Here is a 25,809-nt window from a genome sequence, read left to right on the forward strand (position 1 = left end):
TCCGACCATTAAACGATATTTAATGACGGATTAGCGCTGCGTTAAACACGCGGCGCATCGCCGGCCCTACAGTGCTCGCATCGGCAACACTCCGAGGCAACGCATCGTGGATCTTCGAACCCTCAACACCCCGGCCGCACTGATCGACGTCGGCCGCATGCAGCGCAACATCGATCGCATGCAGACGCATCTGGACGCGCTCGGCGTGCGCTTCCGGCCGCACGTCAAGACCACCAAATGCCGGCACGTCGTCGACGCGCAGATCGCGGCCGGCGCGCAGGGCATCACGGTGTCGACGCTGAAGGAGGCCGAGCGGTTCTTCGCGGACGGCATCCGCGACATCGTCTACGCGGTCGGCATGGTGCCCGCGAAACTGGGCCAGGCGCTGGCGCTGCGCCGGCAGGGCTGCGACCTGAAGATCGTCGCCGACAGCCTGGAGGCCGCACACGCGATCGCCGGCTTCGGGCGCGCGCACGGCGAGCGCTTCGACGTCTGGATCGAGGTCGACGTCGACGGCCACCGCTCGGGCATCCCGCCCGAAGCCGGCCTGCTGATCGACGTCGGCCGCGCGCTGGTTGACGGCGGCATGGCGCTCGGCGGCGTGCTCGCCCACGCGGGCTCCAGCTACGACCACGACACGCAGGACGCCCTGGCGGCGGTCGCCGAACAGGAGCGCGGCGGCGCCGTGCGGGCCGCGGCGCGCCTGCGGGCCGCCGGGCTGCCCTGCCCGGTCGTGAGTATCGGCTCGACGCCCACCGCGCTGTCGGCGCAACGGCTCGACGGCGTGACCGAGGTGCGCGCCGGCGTGTACGTGATGTTCGACCTCGTGATGCGCAACATCGGCGTGTGCGAACTGTCCGACATCGCGCTGTCGGTGCTGACCACCGTGATCGGGCACCAGGAAGGGAAAGGCTGGGCGATCGTCGACGCCGGCTGGATGGCGATGAGCCGCGATCGCGGCACGCAGCGCCAGGCGCACGATTTCGGCTACGGGCAAGTCTGCACCGAAGACGGCGCCGTGCTCGGCGACTACGTGATGAGCGCCGCCAACCAGGAGCACGGGATCGTGTCGCGCGCGGGCTCGCCCGACACGGGCATCGCGCAGCGGTTTCCGATCGGAACGCGCCTGCGCATCCTGCCGAATCACGCATGCGCCACCGGCGCGCAGCACCCCGACTATCAGGCCGTCGGGGAAGACGGCGTCGTGCAGACGTGGCCGCGCTTTCATGGATGGTGAACGACGCCCGCCGCCGCGCCGTCCTGCGCGTGACTTGACTATTAATCCAGATTTGGACAAACTTTAAATTACCTCGATCCGCCCCGCGCCGCCAAGGCCGCCCCGACATGCCGACAGACGCCCGACTCCTGCTCCTCGACCGCGACGCCGTCGAGCCCGCCCTTCAGGCCCCGCAGGTGATGGCCGCGGTCCGCGAGGCCTTCGTGCTGCACAGCCAGCGGGCCGGGCGCGTGTTCCCCGTGGTGCGCGAGAAGCTGCACACCGGCGGCGTGTTCGGCATCAAGTCGGGCGATATCGCGAGCCAGGGCGTGCTCGGCTTCAAGGCGGCCGGGTTCTGGCCCGGCAACCGGCGCGTCGGCGGCGAGCCGCATCAGGCCACCGTCGCGCTGTTCGATCCGGACACGGGCCGCCCGCTGTGCATCATGGACGGCAATGCGATCACCACCGCGCGAACCGGCGCGGCAGGCGGCCTCGGGCTGCAGCATCTGGCGCGCCGCGACAGCACGCGGATCTGCGTGTTCGGCACGGGCGTGCAGGCGCGCGTCCAGCTCGACTACGCGCTCGGGCTGCTGCCGCAGCGGTGCACGGTGCAGTACGTGAACGTCGGCGGCCAGCCGGACCCGGCGTTCGAGGCGGCGTTCCTCGACCGATGCGCGATCGGCGTGGCGCGCGACCGGAACGACGCGGTGGCCGCCAGCGACGTGGTGATCACGGCAACGCCCGGCGGCGGCCCGTTGTTCGATGCCGAGGCCGTCCGGCCGGGCACGCACCTGACCTGCGTGGGCGCCGACACGGCGGGCAAGCGCGAGCTGCCGGCCGGCGTGCTGGAACGTGCGCGGGTTGTCGTGGACGATCGCGACCAGGCGCGCAGCATCGGCGAATGCCAGTGGTCGCCGGATTTGCCATGCACCGAAATCGGTGACATCCTCTCCGGGGCGGCCGCGTTCGACCGCGCGCCGCACGACATCACCGTCTTCGACATGACGGGGCTCGCGCTTCAGGACCTGACCGTCGCGCGCCTCCTGTATCGACAGGCCCTCGAAAACGGCACCGGAATCGCCATTCCGTGGCCCTGGTAAAACGACTCTCCGCCACCCGCCATGCGTCTCGCCAAAGTATCCGCCGTCTCGTTCGACCTGGACGACACCCTGTGGCCGTTCGGACCGTCCGTCGCGCGGGCCGAAGCGGCGCTTCGCGCATGGCTGGTCGAGCACGCGCCCAATACCGCGAGCGTGCTGCCCACGCAACAGGCGCTGAGCGCATTGCGTGAGGAATACGAACGTTTGCACCCGGATCTCGCGAACGACTTCCGCGCGATGCGGATCGGGTCGATCCGGCTGGCGCTGACGCGCGCAAACGAAGATGTGTCGCTGACCGACCGCGCGTACGAGGTCTTCTATGCGGCGCGGAACCGCGTCGAGTTCTACGAGGATGCGTTGCCCGCGCTCGCGTGGCTGAGCGAGCGCTTTCCGCTGGTCGCGGTCACCAACGGCAACGCGAATCTGCGGCTGACCGGCGGCGGCGAATTCTTCCGCGCGACGCTCAGCGCGCAAGCGTTCGGCTTCGCGAAGCCGGAGCCCGAAATCTTCCATGCGGCGGCGGACACACTCGGCGTGCGCCCGGCCGAGCTGCTGCACGTCGGCGACGATTTCCACCTCGATATCGTCGGCGCGCTGAACGCGGGGCTTCAGGCGGCATGGGTCGTTCGCGATCCGCGCACCGAGGACGAACACGCCCCGCGGCCCGACGCGACGCCGCACCTCACGTTGCGCGATCTGTCGATGCTGTGCCGCGCGCTCGGCGGGCCCGCCGACGTGTCGTGACCGCACGCGCGCGGCCGATCGCGCCGATACGGCGCGCGGCCGGCCGCGCGCTCACGCCGCCTTGCGCGCGTCCGCGATCCGCTGCGGCGCCTTCGGCCGCGCGTAAAGCCGTTCGAGATACGCGCGCAATTGCGGGAACGGTTCGATCAGGTCGCATTCGCCGGCCCAGTCGATCAGGTAGGCCGTCACGCAATCGGCCACCGTCAGCGCATCGCCGACGATGAATTCACGCCCTTCGAGATGCGTGTCGAGGATCGCGGCCATCGTCGCGAAATCCTCGCGCGCCAGGTCGATGTCGGCCGGCAAGCGCTTCTCCGGCGGATAGATGAACGCATGCCGCGTGATGCGCCACAGCGGCTGCTCGAGTTCCGTCACCGCGAACATGACCCACCGGTAGGCCTGCGCGCGCAGCGCCGGATCGGCCGGCAGCAGCGCCCGCTCCGGGTACTTGTCCGCGAGATACAGCACGATCGCGGCCGATTCAGGAATCACGAGATCGCCGTCGACCAGCACGGGCACCTTGCCGGCCGGGTTGAGGCGCAGGAATTCGGGCCGCCGGTGCTCGCCCCGCAGCAGGTTCACCGGGACGAACTCGAACTCGGCATCCAGTTCCTTCAGCCCCCACAGCGCGCGCTGCGTGCGGGTGCCGGCCCATCCATATAGCTTCATCGCCAGTCTCCATCCGAAGGGCGGGAAGACTCCGCGCCTGCCCGCCACCGCGCCTCGCCCGTGCGCGGCACGCGGCCTTGCGCGTCGCTCATGCAGCGGGGATCGCCAGCACCGGCATCACGTCGACCGCCACGCCCGGAAACAGCGTGAAATGCGGATGGCCTTCGAACAGCGCGGCGGCCGCCTCGTGCGAGGCCGCGCGCACGACGGTGAAGCCGCTCATCGCGTTGACCGTGTCCCGGATGCCACCCGCATCGATGGTCCTGGTCTTGCCGAGCGGGCCGCCCATCTCGACGATCGCGTCGCGGTGCCGGTCGACCCACGCATGCCATGCCGCGATGCCGTCCCGCTCGCGCGCACGCCGCGCCTCGTCCGGCAGCGCCAGCCAGGCCTGCATCGCCGGGCTGTCCTTGGCCCCGAGAAACACGGCAAGATACAACTGCTGTTGAGCGCTCATGCTGCCTCCTCCGATGTCGGACGCGACGGGCTGCCGCGCCTCGCCCTTGACACAATAGGTTGATATCAACACAATTTCAACATGGCACGAAAAGAAAGGCTCCCCTTCGAAGCGACGCTGATGGTGCGCGATTGCTGCCTGTGTCTGCACATGCAGCGCGCGGCGCGCAATCTGGCGCGCATCTTCGACGATGCGCTGCGTCCGCTGGATCTCACCAACGGCCAGTTCTCGCTGCTGATGTCGCTGAACCGGCCGCAACCGGCGCCGATGAAATCGGTCGCGTCGCTGCTCGCGATGGATCGCACCACGCTCACCGCGGCGCTCAAGCCGCTCGAGCGGCGCGGCCTGGTCACGATCGCGCACGATCCGGACGACCGGCGCAGCCGCCTGCTCGAACTGACGCCGGCCGGCCGCGACCTGCTCGCCGACGCGTTTCCGCTGTGGCAGCAGACGCATGCGGAGGTCGAACGGCCGTTCGCGCCGGGCGAAGTCGACCGGTTGCGCGGCCAGTTGCGCGCGCTGTCGACCGATCCGGCCGAGCGCGGTTGAACCCGGGCGCGCCCGGGCTGGCTTTCCGCTTTTTCCCTGCTGCGGCAGCGGCGCGAATGACGAAGGGTCTCGGGCCGCTGCACCCGGCGGACCGTGCGGCCCGCCGGGCGCGTTCATTCCGCGAGCGCGGGCACCACGCCGACCCGCTTCGGCACGCCGGTCGCGATCGTCGCAACCGCGACGGCCAGCACGACGGCCGCGGCGACGAACACCCCGGCCGCGCCGTTCGCATCGAACACCACGCCGCCGGCCGCCGCCCCGGTCGCGATCGCAAGCTGGATCGCCGCGACGATCAGCCCGCCCGCGCTCTCGGCCTCGTCGGGCACGGTGCGCGTGACCCACGTCGACCAGGCAACCGGCACGCCGCCGAACGCCATTCCCCACAACGCAACGAGCACCGCGTCGAGCACCGGCGCGCGGCCGAGCGCCACGAGCGCGACGCCGAGCACGACCATCAGCGCCGGCATGCCGATCAGCATCGGCCGCAACCGGTGTTCGAGGACGCGCCCCGCGAGCGACGTGCCGACGAAGTTCGCGACGCCGTAGCCGAGCAGGATCGCCGACAGCCCGTTCACGCCCACGCCCGCGACCTGTTCGAGAAACGGCCGAAGGTACGTGAAGAACGCGAAATGCCCGGTGAACACGAGGATCGTCGCGAACATCCCGAGGCCGACGGTCGGGCGGCGCAGCACGTCGAGCAGCGTGCGCAGGCGCGTCGTGCCGCTCGGCGGCATCGACGGCAGCGTGACGACCTGCGAGACGAACGCGACGCCGCCGAGCACGGCCGCGATCAGGAACACGTTGCGCCAGCCGATCAGGTGGCCGAAGTAGCTGCCCATCGGCGCGGACGCGATCGTCGCGACCGCCACGCCGCTGAAGATGATCGACAGCGCGCGCGGCACCATCGCCGTCGGCACGAGCCGCATCGCGGTCGCCGTCGCCATCGTCCAGAAGCCGCCGAGCGCGATGCCGAGCACGACGCGGCCGACCAGCAGCAGCGTCAGGTTCGGCGCGAACGCGACCGCGAGATTCGACGCGACCAGCAGCACCGAGAACGCGAGCAGCACGCGCCGCCGGTCGATCGTGCGGGTCAGCGCCGAGATCAGCAGGCTCGTGACCAGCGCGACCGTCGCGGTGGCCGTGACGGCCTGCCCGGCCACGCCCTCGGTCACGCCGAGGCTGTCGGCCATCGGCGTCAGCAGGCTCGCGGGCAGGAATTCGGCCGTGACGAGCCCGAATACGCCTAGCGTCATTGCAAAGACCGCGCCCCAGGCCGGTTCGCGGGGGGCCGCCAGCGGGGCGGCCGAAGAGATTCCGGGATTCATGCGTCGTTCCGTATCGATAAGGGGAAATACTGATGACGGCCTATCGTAAGGATCGGCAGCAGGACGGTCTATGACATACAATCCGCTCTTGTTGATCGATCGTCCGAATCTCACGATGTCCGAACCCCTGTCCCCTCCCGTACCCGACGCGCACGACCTCGTCAGCGAGCTGCTGCTGGGGATGCGCCTGAGCGGCGTCCAGTACCGCCGCATCCAGGTCGCGCGGCCGTTCGGGCTGAGTTTCGGCCACGCGCCGGGCCGCGCGCAGTTCCATTTCGTCGGGCGCGGGCCCGTGCTGCTGCGCGACGCGGCCGGCGAAACGATGCGGCTCGAGGCCGGCGACGCGGTTCTGCTGCCGCACGGCCGCATGCACGCGCTGGTGTCCGATCCGGATGCGCCGTGCCGCGAGATCAACGGCTTCGAGGCGGCGAAGCTCTGCGAGTCGGTGGCGTCGGTGGCGTCGGCCGGCGCGTCGCCGGGCGCCTGCGCGACGGCCGAGCCGGGCGCCGGCGATGCGCTGATCTTCAGCGCGTGCATGGAACTCGATCTCGGCGGCATGCAGCCGCTCGTCGGCACGATGCCCGAGTTCATGCACGTCGGCACGCTGCTCGCGCGCTACCCGGAAATCCGCCCGATGCTCGACGCGATGGAGCGCGAATCCTGCTCGGCGCGCGCGGGCTTCGCGGGCATCCTCGCGCGGCTCGCGGACGTGGTCGCGGCGTTCATCGTGCGCGGCTGGGTCGAATGCGGATGCGGCGACGCGAGCGGCTGGGTGCAGGCGCTGCGCGAGCCGAAGCTCGGCCGCGCGATCGTCGCGCTGCATCGCGACCCCGGCCGCAACTGGAGCGTCGCGGAGCTGGCCGCCGAAGCCGGTGTGTCGCGCTCGGTGTTCGCCGAGCGCTTTCTCGCCGCAACCGGGATGACGCCGGTGCGCTACCTGACCGAACTGCGGATGCGGCTCGCCGCGCAGTGGATCGCGCGCGACCGCGAAGCGATCGAGGCCGTCGCCTACCGGCTCGGCTACGGGTCGCTGGCCGCGTTCAGCCGCGCGTTCAAGCGCGTGGTCGGCAAGCCGCCGGGAGCGGTGCGGGCCGAGGGGGAAGCCGCCGTCGAGGCGTGAGCCGGCGCCCGGCGCCCACCCCGCTCAACGCGCGGTCGCCCGCACGACGATCTGCGCCTGCGTGTCGCGCTCGATCCGTTCGAGCGACGCGCGCAGCGCCGCGAACTCGTCCGGCGTGCACACCTGCCGGCCGAAATCCGCCGTCATCCGACGCGTGACCTGCACGACGCGCGCGGCCGCGTCGAACACGTAATGCGATGTGAAATCGACGAAGCGGTCGTGCACGGCCGCATCGGCCGGCAGGTCGGTCACGACCACGTCGGCCGGCAGCGCGATCTGGCCGGTCTCGTCGAACGTGCCGCCGATGCAGCCCCACGGCTGCGTGCGCACGGGTTCGGCGAGCCAGCTTTCGACCTGCGCCGCGATGCCGCCCGGCACGCTCGACAGCGCGGGCAACGCGGTCGTGCCGTCGGGCCACACGAAATGATCGAGCGTGCCCGCGAGCGTCACGTCGAACGGCCCGCCGGTCGCGCGCCGGTCGCCGGTCGACAGCTGCGCCCGGCCGCGCAGGCCGCTTTGTCGCAGGCGGTCGGTCGCGAGCTGCCCGATGACGTCGGGCGTCGCACGGCGAAACAGGTTGCGTTCGAGTTCGGCCGTCCAGCCGTCGTCCTCGACGTACGCATGAAAGCGCGTGGCGCCCGGCCCGGCGGCGTCGATCTCGACCCGCGCGACGCGGCCGCGCGGCTGCGTGGCCGGCGTGCGCGACAGCACGCCCGTATCGACGAGCAGCGCGGGGCGATCCATCACGATCGGCGGCAGATAGCCGAACGCGATGCCGGCCGTCGTCGTATCCGCGTAGAGCCCGAGATCGGGCAGCCACGTGATCGCGTGATTGATCGCGCCGCCGCCGTAGCCGGGCACCGCCGGCAGCGTGTAGACGGCGCCGAGGCCGATCAGCACCGGCTCGCTGCGGATGCCGACCGCCGCGAGCAGCGCGCCGAACAACGCGACGTGATCCTTGCAGTCGCCGTAGCGGTTGCGCAGGATGTCGGTCACGCGATGCGGCGCGGCGGCCGTCTCGCCGAGAAACAGCCCGACGTAGCGCACGTTCGCCTGCACCCAGTCGTACAGGATGCGCGCCCGGTCGCGCGGATCGGCAGCCTGCGCGGTGAGCGAACGCGCCAGCCGCACGACGGCCGGATCGCCCGCCGACGGATCGACGGCCGCGTTGCGGTAGCGCGCGGCGAACGCCGCATAGTCGGGCAGCGTCGACACGACGAGCCGGTCGCCGTAGGTCGGGTAGCCGACCGCGCCGCTCTCGATGCGGTCGTACGGGCCGTGCCGGTAGTCGAATTCGTAGCGCGTGCGGCCGTTCGCGGTCACCGGCGGCACGGCGACGTAGCCGCGCGCATCCGCGTACAGCGGCAGGTCGGCCGGCAGGTCGAAGATCAGCCGCTGGCTGTCGACCGGCCCGCGCGACGGCTCCACGGTATAGCCGAAATAGCCGGGGTTGACCGGCTTCGTGCGCGTCTTGCGGACCGCCACGCGCGTGCTCCATCCGGCCTCGACGCCGGGAAACACGACGGTGCGCAGCAGCCCGTCCTGGAACGTCGGCGCGCCGGCCGAGCGCGGCTCCTGCACGTCGCGGATGCCGTCCGCGCCGACCGGATGCGCGACGCCGTCGCGGTCGATCGCCTCGGCCGCGAGCAGGTCGACCCGTTCGAGATTCTTGTCGTACCACACGTAGCGCTGCGCGACCGCGTCGATGCCGTTCGCATTGTTCGCGCGCAGTATCGAATCGTCGTGTTCGTCGAGCGATCCGTCGCGCTGGAGCACGAATTCGTGGACGTCGCTGACGATCGTGACGGGCGCCGTGTCGGCCGCGTCGTGCACGTCGCCCGCCGGCTGGCTCGTATTCGGGCGGGTGTCCGGGCCCGCATCGGCGGCCGGCGGCGCGCCGAGCGCGGCGGCGCATGTCAGCATCCAGCCGGCCAGGCCGGCAGAAAAGCGCACCAAATCGCACCTCGTCGCGGTTCACGGAAGTCGCGGCCGCGCGGCGGGCAAGGTCATGCGCGCGGCCCTCGTGCCGGCCAGTGTCGGCGACGCATCCGCACGCGTCAAGCCGGCGCGCGCCGGCCTACAATGAATCGTCGGCGCGGCGTCGCGCGCGACCGGGAGGCACCATGCAAAACGCGATCGTGGAAGCCGTCGTGCTGCTGGCATTCGTCGCGCTCGCCGTGCTGTTCATCCTCAAGCGTCCGGGGCGCGACCGCGCAAGGGCCAGATTCCACCACTCGCCGCTGCGGCGGCCGAACCGCCCGCATCGGCGCGACCGGACCTGACGGCGGCGCCGGCCGGCAGTCGCCACGCCGGCAGCGCCGCGGTTCGCACGCGCCGGGCGACGTTCAACCGACGTTCATCGGCAGCAGCACCATCTGCTTGCCCTCGACATGCAGGCGCGCCTGCAGCTCGACCGGGGTCTGGTTGTGCAGCCACGCCGTGAGGAAGTTCACGCGCCGGAAGATCAGCTTGCTCGCGAAGCACACGGCGTTCGGATACGCATCGAGCGTCGTCGACGCGAGGTTCATGAATTCGACGACGGGATTCGTGCCGAACGCGATCCGGTAGTCGGCCGCGATGCCGTTGCGGCGGCAGTGCGCGACATAGTAGTCGAGCGATTCGGTGATCGCGCGCCGCAGCCGTTCGAGATGCTCGTGCCCGTCGTACGCCTTCGCATCGACTTCGCCGACCGCGAGGAAGATCACGTTGCGGAAGTGCCCGGGAAACAGCCGGTTGACCCACAGCAGCGCATGCATGCTCGCGCCGCGATGCTTGCCGACCAGCAGCACGGCGGTGGGTTGCGACGGGTCCGGCTTGCCCGGCGCGGTCGCTTCGTCGACGACCGGCGCCTTCCCCGAGAACAGCGCGTCTTCCTTCGCGAGCTGCGCGCGCGTGTACGCGTAGTGGCGGTTGATCATGAAGCACAGCGCGATCACCGCGCTCGTCACGAGCACCGTGAGCCAGCCGCCCGCGGTGAACTTCTCGATCAGCGTGATGACCAGCACGGTCGACGTCACGCTCAGCCCGAGCGCCGACAGGAAGAAGTGCTTGAACCAGCCCTGCTCGCTGCGATGGTGCCACCAGTACGTGCACAGCCCGAGCAGCGACATGCTGAACGTGAGGAACACGTTGATGCTGTACAGCACGACGAGCACGTCGACGTTGCCGTGCGTCCACAAGAGGATCAGCAGGCTCGACAGGCCGACGACGATGATGCCGTTCTGCCGCACGAGGCGCCCCGACAGGTCGCGGAAATGGCGCGGCACCCATGAATCCGACGCCATGTTCGACAGCACGGCCGGGCCGTCGAGGAAGCCCGTCTGCGCGCCGACCAGCAGCAGTCCGGCCTCGAACGCGAGCACGGCCGCGAGCAACGCATGGCGCGCGAAGGCCGAGCCGAGCCCGAGATGGTCGATCACGCTGCCGAACACGACCGCGTTGAGCGTCTCGCCGTCGACGGGCTTCGCATGCCACAGCATGTACAGCAGGATGATGCCGCCGGCCGTGAACGCGAGCGACGTCGACATGTACCACATCGTCACCTTGCCGTTCGGCACGCGCGGATCGGCGAGCATGTTCACGTTGTTCGACACGGCCTCGAGGCCCGTGTAGGTACCGCCGCCAAGCGAGAACGCACGCATCAGCAGCGCGAGCAGCACGAACAGGCCGAGCGACTGCGACATCCCGTGCGCCTCGTGCACGGCGTCGGGCACGACCATCGCGAGGTTGCTGCCGTGCACGGCGACGCCGTACACGATCAGCCCGAAGTGCAGGATCACGAAGCCGATGAAGATCGGCAGCAGCACCATGATCGATTCGCGCATCCCGCGGAAGTTGAGCCCCGTCATCATCAGGATCAGCACGATCTCGGTGGTGAGCTTGAAGGCTTGCGCGCTGACCGGCAGCAGGCTGAAGAACGCGTCGACGCCGCTCGCGAGCGACGTCGCGACGGTCAGCACGTAGTCGACCAGCAGCGCCGCGCCCGACACGAGCCCGGGCTTCGACCCGAGCAGCGACGTCGCGACGCGGTAGCCGCCGCCGCCCGTCGGGAACAGCTCGATCACCTGGTTGTAGCCGAGCGCGATGATGAACACGGTCGCCGCCGTCGCCAGCGCGAGAAACAGCGCGAGCGCGTGGTGCTGGCCGAGCGCGAGGAACGCCTCCTCCGGGCCGTAGCACGACGACGACAGCCCGTCGGCGCCCAGCCCGACCCAGGCCAGCAGCGGCGTCACGGCGATCGCATGCCGCGTGCGCGGATCGAGCGGGTCCAGCGGTTTGCCGACCAGCAACTGCCACACTTTCTGGAATGCAGCCACGATTCCTCCGGAACGCACGACGCATCGGCGACACTGCTCTAAAAATAAATGAGTTCCGGGACGACTTCCAGTCGGCGTATTCCATAGGAGTGCATCGCACGCGGCCCGTCCGCTTTCAACCTGCCGACAGCTTGCCGACACGCTGCAGACGATCGGGCTACAAACGTGCAAGACGGATGCCCGCGACGCTGCCGCGTCACGCATGCGTTGCGCGCAATGGCGCAGGTTCGCGCCCTAACCCGCCTCGCCCAACGCGCGGGCGAGCACGCGGGACACGCCGACGAAAGCCGGATGCGGAGCGGTGATCACGAAGGTCGGAATCCTCGCGACGTATTCGGCAAAGCGGCCCTTTGCCTCGAAGCAGGCGCGAAACGGCGACGTATCGAACCATGCGCCAAGGCGCGGCACGACACCTCCGCCGATATGGATGCCGCCGGTCGCGCCGAGGGTCAGCGCCAGATTGCCCGCGAACGTGCCGAGCATGCCGCAGAAGCATTCCAGCGTCGCCGCGCAGCGTGCATCGCCCGCGAGCGCCCGGGCGACGATGGCGGCCGTATCCGGCGCCTCGGCCTCCGGTGCGTCGCGGCCGTCGCGCGCGGCGAGCGCCGCGTGAATCACCGCAATGCCGGGCCCCGACACCAGCCGCTCGAACGACACGTGCGGCCAGCGCATTCGCGCATGGCGCAGCACGTCGGCCTCGCGTGCGTCGGCGGGCGCGAACGACACGTGTCCGCCCTCGCCGGACACCGGCACCCACGCGTCGCCCGCGCGCACCAGCGCCGAGACGCCCAGCCCCGTGCCGGCGCCCAGCACGCCGATCGTCCCGGTGGGCGTCGCACGCCCGCCGCCGACCTGCCGCCGTTGTCCGGCGGACAGGTGCGGCACGGCCATCGCCAGCGCCGTGAAGTCGTTGCAGACCTGCAGCGTGTCGAGGCCGAGCGCGCGGCGCGTCGCGTCGATCGAGAAGCGCCAGTCATGATTCGTCATCGCGACGCTGTCGCCGTCCACGGGATTGGCGATCGCGATCGCCGCGTGCCGCACCCGCGCGCCGCCCATGTCGCGCAGGAAGGCGCGCACCGCGTCGTCCACGCCGGCATGGTCGCGGCATCGATAGACGCGCACGTCGCCGATCCCGCCGGACGCGGTCTCCAGCGCGAAGCGCGCATGCGTGCCGCCGATGTCCGCCAGGAGGCGCGGCTCGCCGTCGCGCATGTCGCCACGCGCGGCCGGCGGCGCGTTCAGGGTCGCTTCACTCATCGTGTCTCCCGATCCGTCCTCGTGTGTCGATCGCGCGCGTCATGGCACCTCCACGCCACGCGCCGCATCCAGCAGCGCGAACCAGTGCTCCCGCTCGAGCGTGACGCGCGTGGCCGCGACCGCTTCGCGCAGCGCAGCGATCCGGCCCGAGCCGACGATCGGCAGCGGCCGGCACGGCAGCGCGAGCAGCCACGCGAACAGCACCGTCGTCGCGGACACGCCGAGCGCGTCGCCGATCCGCGCCGCCGTCGTGCGGACGCGCGTCGCGGCGGGCGCCGCCTCCGTCAGCAGCCGGCCGCCCGCGAGCGGCGACCACAGCATCGGCGGGCAGCGCCACTGCTGCGCCTGGTCGAACGTGCCGTCGTCGAGCGGCGCGAGGTGCAGCAGCGAGCATTCGACCTGGTTCGTCGCGAGCGACATCCCCCGCGCCGCCATGCGGTCCTGCAGCAACGCGGCCTGCGCCGGCGTGAAGTTCGACACGCCGAACGCCCGCACCTTTCCGTCGCGGTGCAGCGACGCCAGGGTCGCGGCGACTTCGTCGGCATCCATCAATGGATCCGGGCGATGCAGCAGCAGCAGGTCGATCCGGTCGGTGTGCAACGCGCGCAGCGACGCGTCGACCGACGCGACGACGTGCGCGGCCCGCGTGTCGTAGTGCTTGATGCCGTGCGCGGGCCGGCGCGCGGACACGAGCCGGATCCCGCACTTCGTGACGATCTGCATCCGTTCGCGGAGATGGCGCGCCTCGGCCAGCACGTCGCCGAACAGGCCCTCGGCCGCGTAGTCGCCGTAGATGTCGGCATGGTCGAAACTCGTCACGCCGAGTTCCAGCGCCGCTTCGATCAGCGCCCGGCGTTCGCGAACCGACAGCGCCCAGTCCGCGATCCGCCACATCCCGAACACGATGCGCGAGAACGGCGCGCCTTCGGCCCCCAGCGATATCGTCGTACAGCGTTCCGTCATCGCGTCACCACCACCATTCGACTTGCGCGCCGACCGTCGAGCCCGAGCGCGAGGTGCCGAAAATGCCCGTCGTCGACAACGGATCGCCGGGCGTCGCCGCATCCTGCGCCGCCTGGTTCCAGTGCGCATACGTATAGAACACGCGGAATTCGGGCCGCGACCAGAACGAGCGGTCCATCGCCAGCGTCAGCGCGACGCTCGCCTTCAGCAGCGTGCGGGTCGGGCCGCCGGACGGCGTCACGCGGTCGTGCCCGAGATCGCCCTGCAGCTTGATGTGCTGCGTGAACGCATACACCGGCCGCACGCCCATCGACACCCACGTCTGCGAGCCGCCCGACGGCGCGATGTCGCGCTCGTAGATGCCGACCACCTGGCCGCTGAAATCCCGCGTCGCCTGCCAGTCGAATGCGTCGAGCACGCGCAGGCTCTTGTAGCGGTTGTCGTTCGTCAGCGTCCCCGTATAGCTGAGGCCGGTGCCCGGGCCGACGCCGTACTGGAGCGCGAGCTTGTTCTTGCCGCCGAGCAGGTTGGTCTGTACGTGCTGGACCGTGAACGACCAGCCGCCGTGCGCGTCCTGCAGCACGCCGCTCGAATTCAGCACCGGCGCGCGCGCCGGAATGTACGACAGCCCGAACTGCAGTTCGCCGCCGGGGTTCGGATGCACGCCGGACAGTTGCAGGTCGTGGCGCGTCGCGTAGTTCGGCTGGTCGATGTAATCCTCGCGGAACAGCGCATAGCTGAGTTTCAGGCCGCCGCCGATCGGCACGTTCTCGATCCCCGCGCCGAGGCCGCTCGGGTTCCAGTAGTAGAAGTCGTTCATGTGAACGTCGTTGCGCCGGTAGTAGATGCGCCCGAACCAGATCCGCATGTCGTCGAGCCCCGGGAAATTCGTGAGCTGCACGTACGACTGCGGCAGGCGGATCTTGCCGTGATCGCCGTCGAAGGTCGGCGTGCGGTCGAGATCGTTGACGAGGCTCGCCATGCCCACCGCCGACAGTTGCATGCCGTTCGAGAAGCGGTACAGCGTCTGGTCGATCTCCAGCTCGCTGTAGACCTGGCACTCGTTGCCGAGCCGGTATTTGCTCGGCGCGCCCGGCAACTGGAAGCAGGCCTGCGAATGGCCGTCGCTCGTGCCCACGCCGGCCCGCAGATAGCCATGGAACTGCGTCCACGGCGTCAGCTGGTTCCACGCCGACGACGGCGTCGGCGTCACCACGTTGGCGGGGCTCGTGTCCGCCGGCACCACGCCGGTGGCCTGCGCGAGGCCGCCCGGCGCGCTGTCCGCGGCGACGGTCGTGGCCGGGTCGGGCGCCGCATGCAGCGCGGCCGACGCGACGGCCAGCGAGAGCGCGGCGCCGAGCCGCGTGAGCCTGAACGGCATGCGTGCGGGGCCGCGCACGGCGCAGCCTGCTTCGTCGATCATGAACGTGTCTCCAAACGTTGTCGGTGCGCCGCGTGCGATGCGCGGCGTCTTCGAATCGGTAGGTGTGCTGCGTCGTCCGTCACGAAACCGACGGGCCGGCGCGGTGGACGAGTCGCGCGCCAGCCCCGTGCGGCGTCAGCCCGCGACGTCGAGATCGAGCACCGGCGGCGCGGCGGCCGCCGCCGGCGCATCGATGCGGATCGGCTCGCCCGCTGCCGCGCTCGCATAGATCGCGTCGAGGATCTCCATCACGATCAGCCCCTCCTCGCCTGGCGCCGGATGCGCGACGTCGCACAGAATCGCTTCCGCGTAGTCGTACATCGCCGAGTGCGCGCCTTCCGCGGGCGGATTCAGGCGCATGTCGAACTGCGCGCCGTTCTGCTCGATGAACACGTGCGCGTCGAACGTGTAGCCCTCGTTCAGGTTCTTCTGCAGCAGCCCCGCGCGCGTGCCGAGGAGGCGGGTTTCCATCAGTTCGGCTTCCTGGATGTTGGTCGCCCACGACGCCTCGAGCGCGAGCGTCGCGCCGTTGTCGAAGCGGATCAGCGCGGCCGCGAGATCCTCGACGTCGAACGTCTTGCCCGCACGCGCGGCCAGCTCGCGGGCGATCGGATCGTAGGTGCTGCCCATCACCCACACGGGCTTCGGATAGCCCATCAGCCACAGCGCGAGATCGAGGCGGTGCACGCCGAGATCGATCAGCGGCCCGCCGCCCGCCAGCGCCTTCGTGCCGAACCAGCCGCCGAAGCCGGGCATCCCGCGCCGGCGATGCCAGACCGTGCGGCCGAAATAGAAATCGCCGAACAGCCCGCTCTCGACCTGCGCCTTCAGTGCGCGCGACTGCGCGCTGAAGCGGTACGAGAAATTGATCATCAGCCGCCGGTCGGCGCGCCGCGCGGCGGCCAGCATCTCGCGCCCCTCGCCGGCGTTCATCGCCATCGGCTTCTCGCACAGCACGTGGCAGCCGGCCTCGAACGCGGCGAGCGTCAGCTCGCGATGGAACTTGTTCGGCGTGCACACGCTGACGACGTCGAGCTTCTGCGCCGCGAACATGTCGGCGGCCGACGCGTAGCGCGCATCGATGCCGAACGCATCGCCGACCTTCGCGAGACGCTTCGCGTCGGGGTCGGCGAGCGCGACCACGTCGACGTCCGGATGCTCGCGCCAGCCTTCGACATGCTTGCGGCCAATCCCGAGCCCGATCACGCCGACGCGCAGGCGCCGGCCGCGTGCGATGGCCGCCGCTTCCGGCAGCTCGACCTTGTAGTCGTCGTTCATGCGAGGTCTCCCCGGGTTTGCCGGATGCCCACGTGCGCGAACTGGCCGTCCTTCTCGCTGAGCACTTCCAGCGGCGCCGATTCCGGGCACCGGTCGACGAGGTTCACGCGCGGCGCGGCCCATTGCACCGCGTTCGCGATCACGCGCTGCACGTTGCGGTCGTGATAGGTCGGGTACGCTTCGTGGCCGGGACGGAAATAGAAAATCCGGCCGTGGCCGCGCTCCCAGCAGCAGCCCGAGCGGAACACCTCGCCGCCCTCGAACCACGAGATGAACACGGTGCTGTCGGGTTGCGGGATGTCGAAGCGCTCGCCGTACATCTCCTCGTTCGGCAGCTCGAAATACTCGCCGAGCCCGGCCGCGATCGGATGCGACGGCTCGACGACCCACAGCCGCTCCCTCTCGGCCGCTTCGCGCCACTTCAGCGAGCAGTTCGTGCCGAGCAGGCGGCGGAAGATCTTCGAGAAGTGCCCGGAGTGCAGCACGATCAGGCCCATCCCCTCCAGCACGCGGCGCTGCACGCGCTCGACGATCTCGTCGGAGACTTTCGCGTGCGCCTTGTGCCCCCACCAGATCAGCACGTCGCACGCGGCGAGCCGCGCTTCGTCGAGGCCGTGCTCGGGCTGGTCGAGCGTCGCGGTGCCGATCTCGAGCGGCAACGCGCCATGGGCGAGCGGCGGCGTCTCGGCGAGCGCGGCGGCGATCACCTGGTGCAGGCCGTCGGGGTAGATCGCGCGCACGCCGGCGTTTTCCCGTTCGTGCTCGAACTCGTTCCACACGATCACTGAAAGTTTTTTATTTTGCATGACTATCCTTTATCGATGATTTGGCGCCCATTCGACAGCGGCCATGCGCCGTGGCCGCCTGAAACCAGAAACCGGACCGGCCGGGCGACGCGCGCCGTTCAGACGGCGACGAGCGCCGGCGCGGCGGGTTCGCGCGGCCTGCGTACCGCCGCGCGCCCGTCCGGATGAAACAGATGCAGTGCGCCTGCCGGCAGATCGAACCGCAGACGCTCGCCGATCCCCACGCCGCCGGCCTCCGTCTTCGCGACGATCGGCTGCGCGCACAGCGGCGTGTCGAGATACAGATACGTGTGTTCGCCCATCTGCTCGGCGTGCGCGACCTGGCCCGTCACCGCGCCGGCGCCGACCCGCACGTGCTCGGGGCGGATGCCGAGCGTCACGCCCGCGCCCGTCTCGAGGCCGTCCCCGGACACGTCGGCGCTGAGCGGGCAGTCGCCCGCGAGCGTGCGAACCGTGTCGGCGCCGGGCGCGGCGACGACGGCCGGCAGGAAGTTCATCGCCGGCGAACCGATGAAGCCGGCGACGAACTGGCTCGCCGGGCGGTGATACAGGTCGAGCGGCGTGCCGATCTGCGCGATGCTCGCCAGCCCGCTGCGCCCTTCGAGCGGCCGCAGCAGCACGATCTTGTCGGCAAGCGTCATCGCCTCGACCTGGTCGTGCGTCACGTAGATCATGCTGGTGCTGTCGAGGCTGCGGTGCAGCTTCGCGATCTCGACGCGCGTCTTCACGCGCAGCGCCGCGTCGAGGTTCGACAGCGGCTCGTCGAACAGGAACACCTTCGGCTTGCGGACGATCGCGCGGCCGATCGCGACGCGCTGCCGCTGGCCGCCGGACAGCGCGCCGGGCTTGCGTTCGAGCAGCTCGCCGAGCCGCAGCGACTCGGACGCGAACCGCACCCGCCGGTCGATCTCGTCCTTCGGCAGGCGCAGATGCCGCAGGCCGAACGCCATGTTTTCGTAGACGGACATGTGCGGATAGAGCGCATAGCTCTGGAACACCATCGCGATGTCGCGCTGCGCGGGCGCCAGCGCGTTGACGCAGCGGCCGTCGATCCACACGTCGCCCTCGCACGGCTCCTCGAGGCCGGCGACGATCCGCAGCAACGTCGACTTGCCGCAGCCCGACGGGCCGATGAATACGCAGAACTCGCCCGGCTCGACCGTGAGATTCACGTCGCTGAGAATGGGCGTCGCGCCGAACCGCTTGTGGAGACCGCTCAACTTGATCTGACTCATGTTTTCCCTCTTGATCCTGTGCGGGCCGATGCGCGTCAACCCTTGACCGCGCCGGCGGTGAGGCCGGAGACGATTTGCCGCTGGAACACCAGCACCAGCAGCACGAGCGGCACGGTGACGATGACCGACGCGGCCATGATGGTTCCCCACGGCAGCTCGTAGCTGCTCGCGCCCGAGATCATCGTGATCGCGACCGGCACCGTGCGCTGGCTCGACGAGATCATGAAGGTCAGTGCGAACAGGAACTCGTTCCAGGCCGACACGAACGCGAGCAGCGACGTCGCGGCCAGCGCCGGCCGCAGCAGCGGCAGGAAGATCCGGAAGATCAGCGTGAACACGCCGACGCCGTCGACGAGCGCCGCCTCCTCCAGCTCGCGCGGCAGTTCGCGCATGAACGTGACGAGAATCCAGATCGTGAACGGCAGCGTGAAGATCAGGTCGGACAGCACGAGCGCGCCGAGGTGGTCGTACAGGCCGAGCGCGCGGACCAGTTCGAACAGGCCCGACAGGATCGCGACCTGCGGAAACATCGACACGCCGAGAATGCACATCATCAGCACCCCGCGCCCGCGGAACGACACGCGGCCGAGCGCATACGCGGCGAGCACCGACACGGCGAGCGACAGCGCGACCGCGCCGCCCGCGACGAGCGCCGAGTTCAGCAGGTACGCGCCGAACGGCTGGTCGCGGAACAGCTGGCGATAGTTGTCGAATGACGGGCTCGCCGGGAACAGCGACGTATCGAACAGCGCGTCGCCGTGCTTGACCGACGTGCCGATCATGTAGACGAACGGGAACAGCGAGATGACCAGCACGAGTGCCGACAGCAGCCAGTACACCGCGACGTCGAGCGGATGCTTCTTCATGTCACGCCTCCTGCAGCCGGCGGCGGCTCACCGCCATGTAGCCGATGGTGAACAGCACGATCGTCGCGAACAGCAGCATCGCCGACGCCGATCCGTACCCGACCTGCTGGAAATCGATCAGTTGCTCGCGCACATAGACCGACATGCTTTTCGTGATCCGGCTGTTCGACGTCATCACGTAGATCAGGTCGAACACGCGCAACGCGTCGAGCGACCGGAAGATCATCGCGACCAGCACGCCGGGCAGGATCAGCGGCAGCGTCACCGAACGGAACACGCGCCAGCGCGGCACGCCGTCGACCCGTGCGGCCTCGTAGCAATCGCGCGGCACCGTCTGCAGCGCGGCGAGCATCAGCAGCGCCATGAACGGCGTGGTCTTCCACACGTCGACGAGCACGATGGTCGGAAATACGAGGTGCGCGTCGGCGGTGAACGCGAGCGGCTCGCGGATCGCGCCGATCGACATCAGCATCGCGTTGACGATCCCGAACTGGTCGTTGAGCATCCAGCTCCAGATCTTTGCCGACACCACGGTCGGGATCGCCCACGGCACGAGCACGGCCGCGCGCAGCAGCGTCCGCAGCCGCGACGGCACGTCGAGCAGCAGCGCGACGCCAAGGCCCGAGGCCGTCTCGAGCACCACCGACACGACGGCGAACAGCACGGTATTGCCGACCGCCTGCCACCAGGCCGCGTCGCGCAGCACGCCCGCCGCGCCGAGATAGTTGTCGAGGCCGACGAAGCGGTGCTGCGACAGGTCGGACAGCTGCGCGTCGGTCAGGCTGAACCACGCGGTGCGCAGCAGCGGCCAGCCGGCGATCGCGGCCAGCACGAGCAGCGCGGGCGCCACCAGCAGCCATGCCTGGCGCCGCCGCGCGCGGGCCATCCCGGCCCGGGCCCGCGCAGGCTTCCCCTCAAAGGTAGGACTACTACCCAATTCGATGCTTCCGGTTCTCATCCGGTGTCTCCTGTCAGGCCGGCGCCGTGGGCGGGCCGGCTCGATCGGTCAATCGCGCGCCGCGGCGCTCAGTGCCAGACGCCGCCCGGCGCGAGCCGGTTCAGCGTGGCGGCGAGCCGCGCCAGCGCACCCGACGCGGTGTCGCTGCCGGCGAGCACGTCGTGGGCGGCGTTCCAGAACTGGTTGCTGACCTGGTTGTACTTGGCGCCGGTCACGGTCGACGGCCGCGCGACCGCCGTGTTGAACGTAGGCAGCAGGTCGGCCATGAACGGGCTGGCCTGCAGGATGTCCTTGTCGCGGTAGAGCGCCGGCATCGTCGGGTTGTACGAGCCCTGGATCGCGCGCATCTTCTGCACTTCCGCGCTCGCCAGGTACATCACGAGATCGGCGGCCAGTTTCGGGTTCGGCGAGTAGCGCGACACCGCGAGCTGCCATCCGCCCAGCGCGGTGGCCGGACGGCCGTCCGCGCCGCCCTTCGGCAGCGGCGCGATGCCGACCTTGCCCTTGATCGGGCTGCCCGTGCGATTCGCGATCGCCCACGCGTACGGCCAGTTGCGCATGAACACGGCATTGCCGGCCTGGAACACGCCGCGGGCCTCCTCCTCGCCGTAGTTCAGCACGGCCTTCGGGCTGATCGTGCCGACCCATTTCGCCGACTGTTCGAGCGCCTTGATCGCGCCCGGGTTGTCGATCGTCACGCGGCCCTTGTCGTCGACCACCGTGCCGCCGTTGTAGCTGCTGACCCACTCGAGCGCATCGCAGGTGAGCCCTTCGTACGCGCGCCCCTGCCACACGTAGCCCCAGACCTTCTCGTTGCCGGCGGCGCGCTCGCCCGACTGGATCCTGCGCGCGGTGGCGTCGAGTTCCTCCCACGTGGCGGGCACCTTCGCGCGGTACTTGTCGAGCAGGTCCTTGCGGTAGTAGAGCAGCCCCGTATCGATGAACCACGGCATCGCGACCAGCTTGCCGTTCACCGTATCGTTCGCGACGATACTCGGGAACGACTGGCTCTCCAGCCCCTTGCTGTACGGCTTCAGGTCGATCAGGTGGTTCGCGAGAATGCCCGGCCAGACGGTATCGATCTGCATCACGTCGATCTTGTCCGAGCCGCCGCCGAGCAACTGCTGATAGAGCGCCAGCGTTTCGCTCGAGTTGTTCGGCATGCTGATGAACTCGACCTCGTTGCCGGTCTTTTCGGCCCAACGCTTCGCCGAGACCTGGCAAATGTCCTGGTCGACGCCGGCCGCGCCGCACGCGATCCGCAGCGTCGCCGCGCCGGCCGTGGCGGCCGTCATCGCGAGCGCCATCGTCAGCAAACCTGCCTTGAGCTTCGTCATTCGATGTCTCCAGTTTTTTTCGAATCGTTCGCATCGTGCGGCGCGCCGTCGAGGGCGCGCCACCGGGTGCCGTGGGTGTCATGAGACCCCAGTCCGGTTAATCGAAGATTTCGGAAACGCGCCGCGCCATTAACAATCGAAACAATCGCCGGCGCGGGTCAGCCCAGCAGGGCGGCGAGCGCCGCCAGATCGAACGGCTTCGGCACGAACGGCAGGTCCGCGCGCCAGTCCGGATGGGCCTGGTGCACCTCGGGCGGCAGGCCCGACGTGAGCGCGACGCGCTGCGCCGGCCAGCGCTCGGCGAGCCGCGCCGCGAACGCGATGCCGCTGCCGCCCGCGCCGAGCGAGATGTCCGACAGCACGAGCGCGACGGGGCCGTGCTCGGCCAGCCAGCGCAAGGCCGCGTCGCCGGTCGCCACCGCGTCGGCCCGCGCGCCCAGCGCCGCGAACTGGCTGAGCGCGGTGTCGCGCACCTCGGGATCGTCGTCCACCACGAGCACGCGGGCCCCGGCCGGCGCGGCAACCTGCGCGGCCGCCGCCTCGACCGGCGCGCCGCGCCGCTCCGGCGGCGCGCTCTCGGGCAGCCACAGCTCGACGCGCGTGCCCCGGCCGACCTCGCTGTGAATGCGCAGGTCGCCGCCGCTCTGGCGCACGAAGCCGTAGACGCTGCTGAGCCCGAGCCCGCTCCCCTCGCCGGCCGCCTTGGTCGTGAAGAACGGCTCGATCACCTTGTCGAGCAGCACCGGCGCGATCCCGCACCCCGTATCGGTGACGCTCAGCACGATCGCGTCCGGCCCGGGGCCGCCGCCGGCCGCCGGTGCGCGGCGCGCGGCCAGCGCCAGCGTTCCGCCTTCCGGCATCGCGGCGGCGCTGTTGAGCGCGAGGTTGAGGACCGCGTTCTCGAGCTGGCCGCGGTCGACGTTCACCCACATCGCGTCGACGGCCGGCTCCAGCACGACGGCGACCCGCTGGCCCGCCGAGTACTCGACCAGATCGAGCATCTCCGCGAGCATCGCCCTGACCGACACGCGTTCGGCCTGCAGCGGCTGGCGCCGCGCGAACGCGAGCAGCCGCCGCGTCAGCCGCGACGCGCGCTCGGCCGCACGGCGCGCGCGCTCGGCCATCGTCTGCGCGTCCTGCTGCCCGTCGAGCCGCGGCAGCAGCAGCTCCAGGTTGCCGAGTATCGCGACGAGGAAGTTGTTGAAATCGTGCGCGACGCCGCCCGTCAGTTGGCCGAGCACGTCCATCTTCTGCGCCTGGCGCAACTCCGCCTCGACCGCGCGCCGGCTCGTCAGGTCGCGGCACACCGCCACCCAGCCGCCGTCCGGAAGCGGCTGGCAGTGGAATTCGAGGGTCCGCCGGTCGTGCAGGTGCAGCTCGGCCGACACGGCGATGCGCGCGCCGTCCGACGTGCGGGTCGCGGTTTCGCGCGACACCTCGCGCCAGCGCGCGGGGCGGTGCATCGCCTGCCGCAGCGCGGCGAGCGGCAGGCCCGCGTGCAGCAGGCCGGCGTCGATGCCGAGCAGCGTCGCGAAGGTCGGATTCCACGCGATCAGGCTGCCGTGCGTGTCGTGGACGGACACCCCGTCGTTCATCGAGTTGAGCACCGATTCCTGCAGGCGGCGCTGCGACTCGAGGCCCTGCGTCAGCTGCTCCTTCTCGATCAGGTTGGTGCGGAACACCTCGAACGCGCGCGCCAGCTCGCCGATTTCGTCCGGCCGGTGGGTCGACGGCATCCGGTCCGACGTGATGCCTTTCGCGAGCCGCCCCATCACGCGCGTCATCGCCTGCAGCTTGTGCAGGATGCGGCTCGCGTACGCGACGCCGAGCAGCGCCACCGCGACGCCCGCGACGACCAGCAGCAGCAGGCCCGACTGGCTGGAGACCGCGACCTTGCGCACCTTGTCGCTGCGCTCACTGGCGATCTGGCGCAGCCGCTCGACGTAGCGCGCCGACTTGCCGCTCAGGTGATCCGAATGGCCGCGCAGGAGCGTGACGAGATAGCCCGTCTGCGCCTCGCTCGACAGGAACTCGCGGCGCACCGCGAACACGCTGAGCGCGCCGCCGTCGAGATGCTGCAGCGCCTCGGCCAGCGCCGGCTCGAGGCGGTCCTCGCCGCGTTCGCGCACGCGCAGCCACAGCGCCTCGTTGTCGCTTTCCGCGCTGCCCAGCTCCGCCGCGTTGGCCGCCTGCAGCGCGCCGGCCGTGCGGGCCCAGATCTCGAGCAGCGTCGGCGCGCGCTGCGCGATCCGGCTCTTGTCGCGCGCGATGCGCTCGCCGATGCGGTCGTTCGCGACCCGCAGGTCGCTCAGCGCCTCCTTGAGCTGCCGCTGCCGGCCCGACACGACCAGCAACCGCGCGAGATCCTGATCGATCGCGTCGAGATCGTCGATCACCGCGAGCTGCTCGCCGGCCTTCGCGGCGGGCCCCGGCTGCCTGCCGAAGCCCGGCGACAGCCGCCGGATATCGCCGAGCAGGCCGCGCAGCAGCTCGGTGTCGTTGTGCAGCAAGTCCGGCGAATCGGTCAGCATCATGCTCGGCGCGACCGCCGCAAGCTGCGCGACCTTGTCCGACAGTTCGAGCGCGCGGGCGATCTCCGGCACCACGTTCGCCTCGTACTCGTCGAGCGCGTTCTGGTTCGCCCGCATGCCGAGCACGCCGACCACCACGACCGCGAGCGTGATGCCGAACAGCAGCAGGAAGGTGGCGATGAGCTTCGCGCGCACACTCAACGGCGGCAACAGCCTGAACGTCGTACGCATCGCGTCACACGCGCACGACGGGTACCGCGAACACATAGCCGACGCCGCGCTGCGTGCGGATATAGGTCGGCTGCTCGGGGTTCGGCTCGATCTTGCGGCGCAGGCGCAGGATCAGCACGTCGATGGTGCGGTCGTACACGTCGATGCCGAAGCCGCGCGTATGTTCGAGCAACTGGTCGCGCGACCAGACGCGCGACGGCTGCTGCACCATCGCCGCGAGCAGCTCGAATTCGCCCTGCGTCAGTGCGCACGGGCCGCCATGGTGCGTCAGCGTGCGCGCGGCCAGGTCCATCGTCCAGCCGTCGAAGCAGTAGCGCGGGCCGCCTCCGTTCGACGCGGGGCGCGGCATCGACAGTTCGATCGTGCGCCGCAGCTGGGCGCGCACCCGCGCGATCAGTTCGCGCCCGGAGAACGGCTTGGTGACGAAATCGTCGGCCGCGGTTTCGAGCCCGAGGATGCGATCCGTCTCGTCGCCCAGGCCGCTGATCATGATGATCGACACGTCGGAACGGCGCCGCAGCTCGCGCGCGACCGTCAGGCCGTCCTCGCCGCGCAGCTTCAGGTCGAGGATCACGAGCGCGTGCGGCGCGGCCGCGAGCTGCTGCTGCATCCGGGCGGCGCTGTCGACCGCCGAGACCTCGTAACCGGCCTCTTCCAGCACGCCCGTCAGCCAGACGCGCACCTCCGGATCGTCGTCCAGCACCAGGATCCGATGTTTTTCTGACATGGCTGTTCTCCTCCAAGCCGGTCGCGTCGGCCGCTTCGTTCGGTCGCTCACGGCGGACTGGCATTTCTGTCGGTATGAGGCCGGACCGCGACGGGTTGGCGCGGTCGGGCCGGAAGCGAATGGTGGCCGATTCGGGCCGATCCTGGCAAGTTCCCGTGAGCGCGCATCGCCGCGTCGCCCGGCCGCGCACCGCGTTCGCCGTCGCGTCGCTTAGTAAGGACGCGCGCGGGATTCTAACGTCGAAAAATCCCGGCGGAAGCGCGTCGCGATCGGTGAATACCCTGCCCGGATTTCCGTCGTAACGCAGGCCCCGGCGCACGCTCCGGGGCGCGCCCGCGCCGAACGATCGCGCCGGATGCGCGGGCCGCGCCGGCGTGCCGATCGCACATGCGCCCCGATGCCGGGCCCCGTTCGTGCCGCCGGCACGTCGCGCGCACCAGCCGCGTGCATCGATCCGCCGCGCGTCCGTCAGTCGATCTGCATGCCGAACGAAATCGGCGTCGCGTCGCTTTGCATCGACCACGATCGCCCCTGCCCCTGTCATGCGGGACCGCTTCGTCCCGTTCACTCCAGTCACGCAAGCTCGGCCCATCCCGTTTCCGTTGTAGCGGCGATCGGTCCGCGTTGCCGTCGTCACTGCACGTCACTGCACGCCGCTCAAAAAAGAACGCATGCGAAATACCCGCGCGGCCCCCGAGCCG

The 25,809-nt window shown here is 70.2% G+C and carries 21 protein-coding genes and 1 pseudogene; 6 read left to right on the top strand and 16 right to left on the bottom strand.

The window, feature by feature from the left end; translation table 11 throughout:
* The first annotated feature begins 106 nt into the window (after positions 1-106).
* The 3 genes from GQ56_RS0108585 to GQ56_RS0108595 all read left to right on the top strand — a co-directional run bounded on the left by GQ56_RS0108585 (position 107) and on the right by GQ56_RS0108595 (position 3,060).
* Entirely contained in the window at positions 107-1,237 is a 1,131-nt protein-coding gene (locus tag GQ56_RS0108585) for a DSD1 family PLP-dependent enzyme (RefSeq protein WP_031398267.1), read from the top strand.
* Positions 1,238-1,344: 107 nt separating this feature from the next.
* A complete protein-coding gene (locus GQ56_RS0108590; protein ID WP_031398268.1) occupies positions 1,345-2,316 on the top strand; it encodes an ornithine cyclodeaminase family protein in 972 nt (323 codons plus the stop codon).
* A 21-nt stretch (positions 2,317-2,337) separates the two neighbouring features.
* Positions 2,338-3,060 carry an HAD family hydrolase gene (locus tag GQ56_RS0108595; RefSeq protein ID WP_031398269.1) on the top strand — a complete coding sequence of 241 codons (723 nt, stop codon included), beginning with the start codon at positions 2,338-2,340 and terminating at the stop codon, positions 3,058-3,060.
* 51 nt (positions 3,061-3,111) lie between these two features.
* Here GQ56_RS0108595 and GQ56_RS0108600 read toward each other — a convergent pair whose 3' ends face one another.
* Positions 3,112-3,729 carry a glutathione S-transferase family protein gene (locus GQ56_RS0108600; RefSeq protein WP_031398270.1) on the bottom strand — a complete coding sequence of 206 codons (618 nt, stop codon included), beginning with the start codon at positions 3,727-3,729 and terminating at the stop codon, positions 3,112-3,114.
* A gap of 88 nt (positions 3,730-3,817) precedes the next feature.
* Positions 3,818-4,186, bottom strand: a complete 369-nt coding sequence (locus GQ56_RS0108605) for a hypothetical protein (protein WP_031398271.1) — start codon at positions 4,184-4,186, stop codon at positions 3,818-3,820.
* An 81-nt stretch (positions 4,187-4,267) separates the two neighbouring features.
* Here GQ56_RS0108605 and GQ56_RS0108610 point away from each other — a divergent pair, with 81 nt between their 5' ends.
* Positions 4,268-4,735 carry a MarR family winged helix-turn-helix transcriptional regulator gene (locus GQ56_RS0108610; RefSeq protein ID WP_031398272.1) on the top strand — a complete coding sequence of 156 codons (468 nt, stop codon included), beginning with the start codon at positions 4,268-4,270 and terminating at the stop codon, positions 4,733-4,735.
* Positions 4,736-4,848: 113 nt separating this feature from the next.
* Here the strand turns inward: GQ56_RS0108610 and GQ56_RS0108615 are convergent, their stop codons facing one another.
* Complete coding sequence (locus GQ56_RS0108615) at positions 4,849-6,060, bottom strand: MFS transporter (RefSeq protein ID WP_031398273.1); 1,212 nt, start codon at positions 6,058-6,060, stop codon at positions 4,849-4,851.
* A gap of 70 nt (positions 6,061-6,130) precedes the next feature.
* On the opposite strand from GQ56_RS0108615, the gene GQ56_RS0108620 reads away from it, so the two are divergent.
* Positions 6,131-7,180, top strand: a complete 1,050-nt coding sequence (locus GQ56_RS0108620; protein ID WP_031398274.1) for an AraC family transcriptional regulator — start codon at positions 6,131-6,133, stop codon at positions 7,178-7,180.
* Positions 7,181-7,204: 24 nt separating this feature from the next.
* Here GQ56_RS0108620 and GQ56_RS0108625 read toward each other — a convergent pair whose 3' ends face one another.
* Positions 7,205-9,103, bottom strand: a complete 1,899-nt coding sequence (locus GQ56_RS0108625; RefSeq protein ID WP_081894873.1) for a DUF3857 domain-containing protein — start codon at positions 9,101-9,103, stop codon at positions 7,205-7,207.
* Between the two features lie 200 nt (positions 9,104-9,303).
* Here GQ56_RS0108625 and GQ56_RS45545 point away from each other — a divergent pair, with 200 nt between their 5' ends.
* A complete protein-coding gene (locus tag GQ56_RS45545) occupies positions 9,304-9,462 on the top strand; it encodes a hypothetical protein (RefSeq protein ID WP_160257500.1) in 159 nt (52 codons plus the stop codon).
* A gap of 63 nt (positions 9,463-9,525) precedes the next feature.
* Here the strand turns inward: GQ56_RS45545 and GQ56_RS0108635 are convergent, their stop codons facing one another.
* From GQ56_RS0108635 to GQ56_RS0108690, 12 genes and pseudogenes are all read right to left on the bottom strand, one after another.
* On the bottom strand, positions 9,526-11,496 hold the full coding sequence (locus GQ56_RS0108635; protein ID WP_031398276.1) for an APC family permease: 1,971 nt from the start codon (positions 11,494-11,496) through the stop codon (positions 9,526-9,528).
* A 249-nt stretch (positions 11,497-11,745) separates the two neighbouring features.
* Positions 11,746-12,753 (bottom strand): annotated as a pseudogene (locus GQ56_RS0108640) (glucokinase); the annotation flags it as partial.
* Between the two features lie 39 nt (positions 12,754-12,792).
* On the bottom strand, positions 12,793-13,716 hold the full coding sequence (locus GQ56_RS0108645; protein ID WP_031398278.1) for an aldo/keto reductase: 924 nt from the start codon (positions 13,714-13,716) through the stop codon (positions 12,793-12,795).
* Positions 13,717-13,720: 4 nt separating this feature from the next.
* Complete coding sequence (locus GQ56_RS0108650; protein ID WP_081894874.1) at positions 13,721-15,139, bottom strand: maltoporin; 1,419 nt, start codon at positions 15,137-15,139, stop codon at positions 13,721-13,723.
* Positions 15,140-15,274: 135 nt separating this feature from the next.
* Positions 15,275-16,417: a Gfo/Idh/MocA family protein gene (locus tag GQ56_RS0108655; RefSeq protein WP_031398280.1), complete on the bottom strand. Its 1,143-nt coding sequence runs from the start codon at positions 16,415-16,417 to the stop codon at positions 15,275-15,277.
* On the bottom strand, positions 16,414-17,223 hold the full coding sequence (locus GQ56_RS0108660) for a ThuA domain-containing protein (RefSeq protein ID WP_031398281.1): 810 nt from the start codon (positions 17,221-17,223) through the stop codon (positions 16,414-16,416). The genes GQ56_RS0108655 and GQ56_RS0108660 overlap by 4 nt, the downstream gene beginning before the upstream one ends.
* A 98-nt stretch (positions 17,224-17,321) precedes the next feature.
* Positions 17,322-18,458: an ABC transporter ATP-binding protein gene (locus GQ56_RS0108665; RefSeq protein WP_031398282.1), complete on the bottom strand. Its 1,137-nt coding sequence runs from the start codon at positions 18,456-18,458 to the stop codon at positions 17,322-17,324.
* A gap of 35 nt (positions 18,459-18,493) precedes the next feature.
* The gene (locus GQ56_RS0108670; RefSeq protein WP_031398283.1) at positions 18,494-19,324 is read right to left on the bottom strand and encodes a carbohydrate ABC transporter permease; all 831 of its coding nucleotides are present in this window, start codon (positions 19,322-19,324) and stop codon (positions 18,494-18,496) included.
* Position 19,325: 1 nt separating this feature from the next.
* Positions 19,326-20,210 (bottom strand): carbohydrate ABC transporter permease, encoded by an 885-nt coding sequence (locus GQ56_RS0108675; RefSeq protein WP_174923245.1) that lies wholly within the window; start codon positions 20,208-20,210, stop codon positions 19,326-19,328.
* A 140-nt stretch (positions 20,211-20,350) separates the two neighbouring features.
* Complete coding sequence (locus GQ56_RS0108680) at positions 20,351-21,619, bottom strand: ABC transporter substrate-binding protein (protein WP_031398285.1); 1,269 nt, start codon at positions 21,617-21,619, stop codon at positions 20,351-20,353.
* A 158-nt stretch (positions 21,620-21,777) separates the two neighbouring features.
* Positions 21,778-24,381, bottom strand: coding sequence for an ATP-binding protein (locus GQ56_RS0108685; RefSeq protein ID WP_031398286.1), 2,604 nt, complete (start codon positions 24,379-24,381; stop codon positions 21,778-21,780).
* Positions 24,382-24,385: 4 nt separating this feature from the next.
* Entirely contained in the window at positions 24,386-25,108 is a 723-nt protein-coding gene (locus tag GQ56_RS0108690; protein ID WP_031398287.1) for a winged helix-turn-helix domain-containing protein, read from the bottom strand.
* Between the last annotated feature and the right edge of the window lie 701 nt (positions 25,109-25,809).

Source organism: Burkholderia paludis, from assembly GCF_000732615.1.
GTDB classification, from domain to species: Bacteria; Pseudomonadota; Gammaproteobacteria; order Burkholderiales; family Burkholderiaceae; genus Burkholderia; species Burkholderia paludis.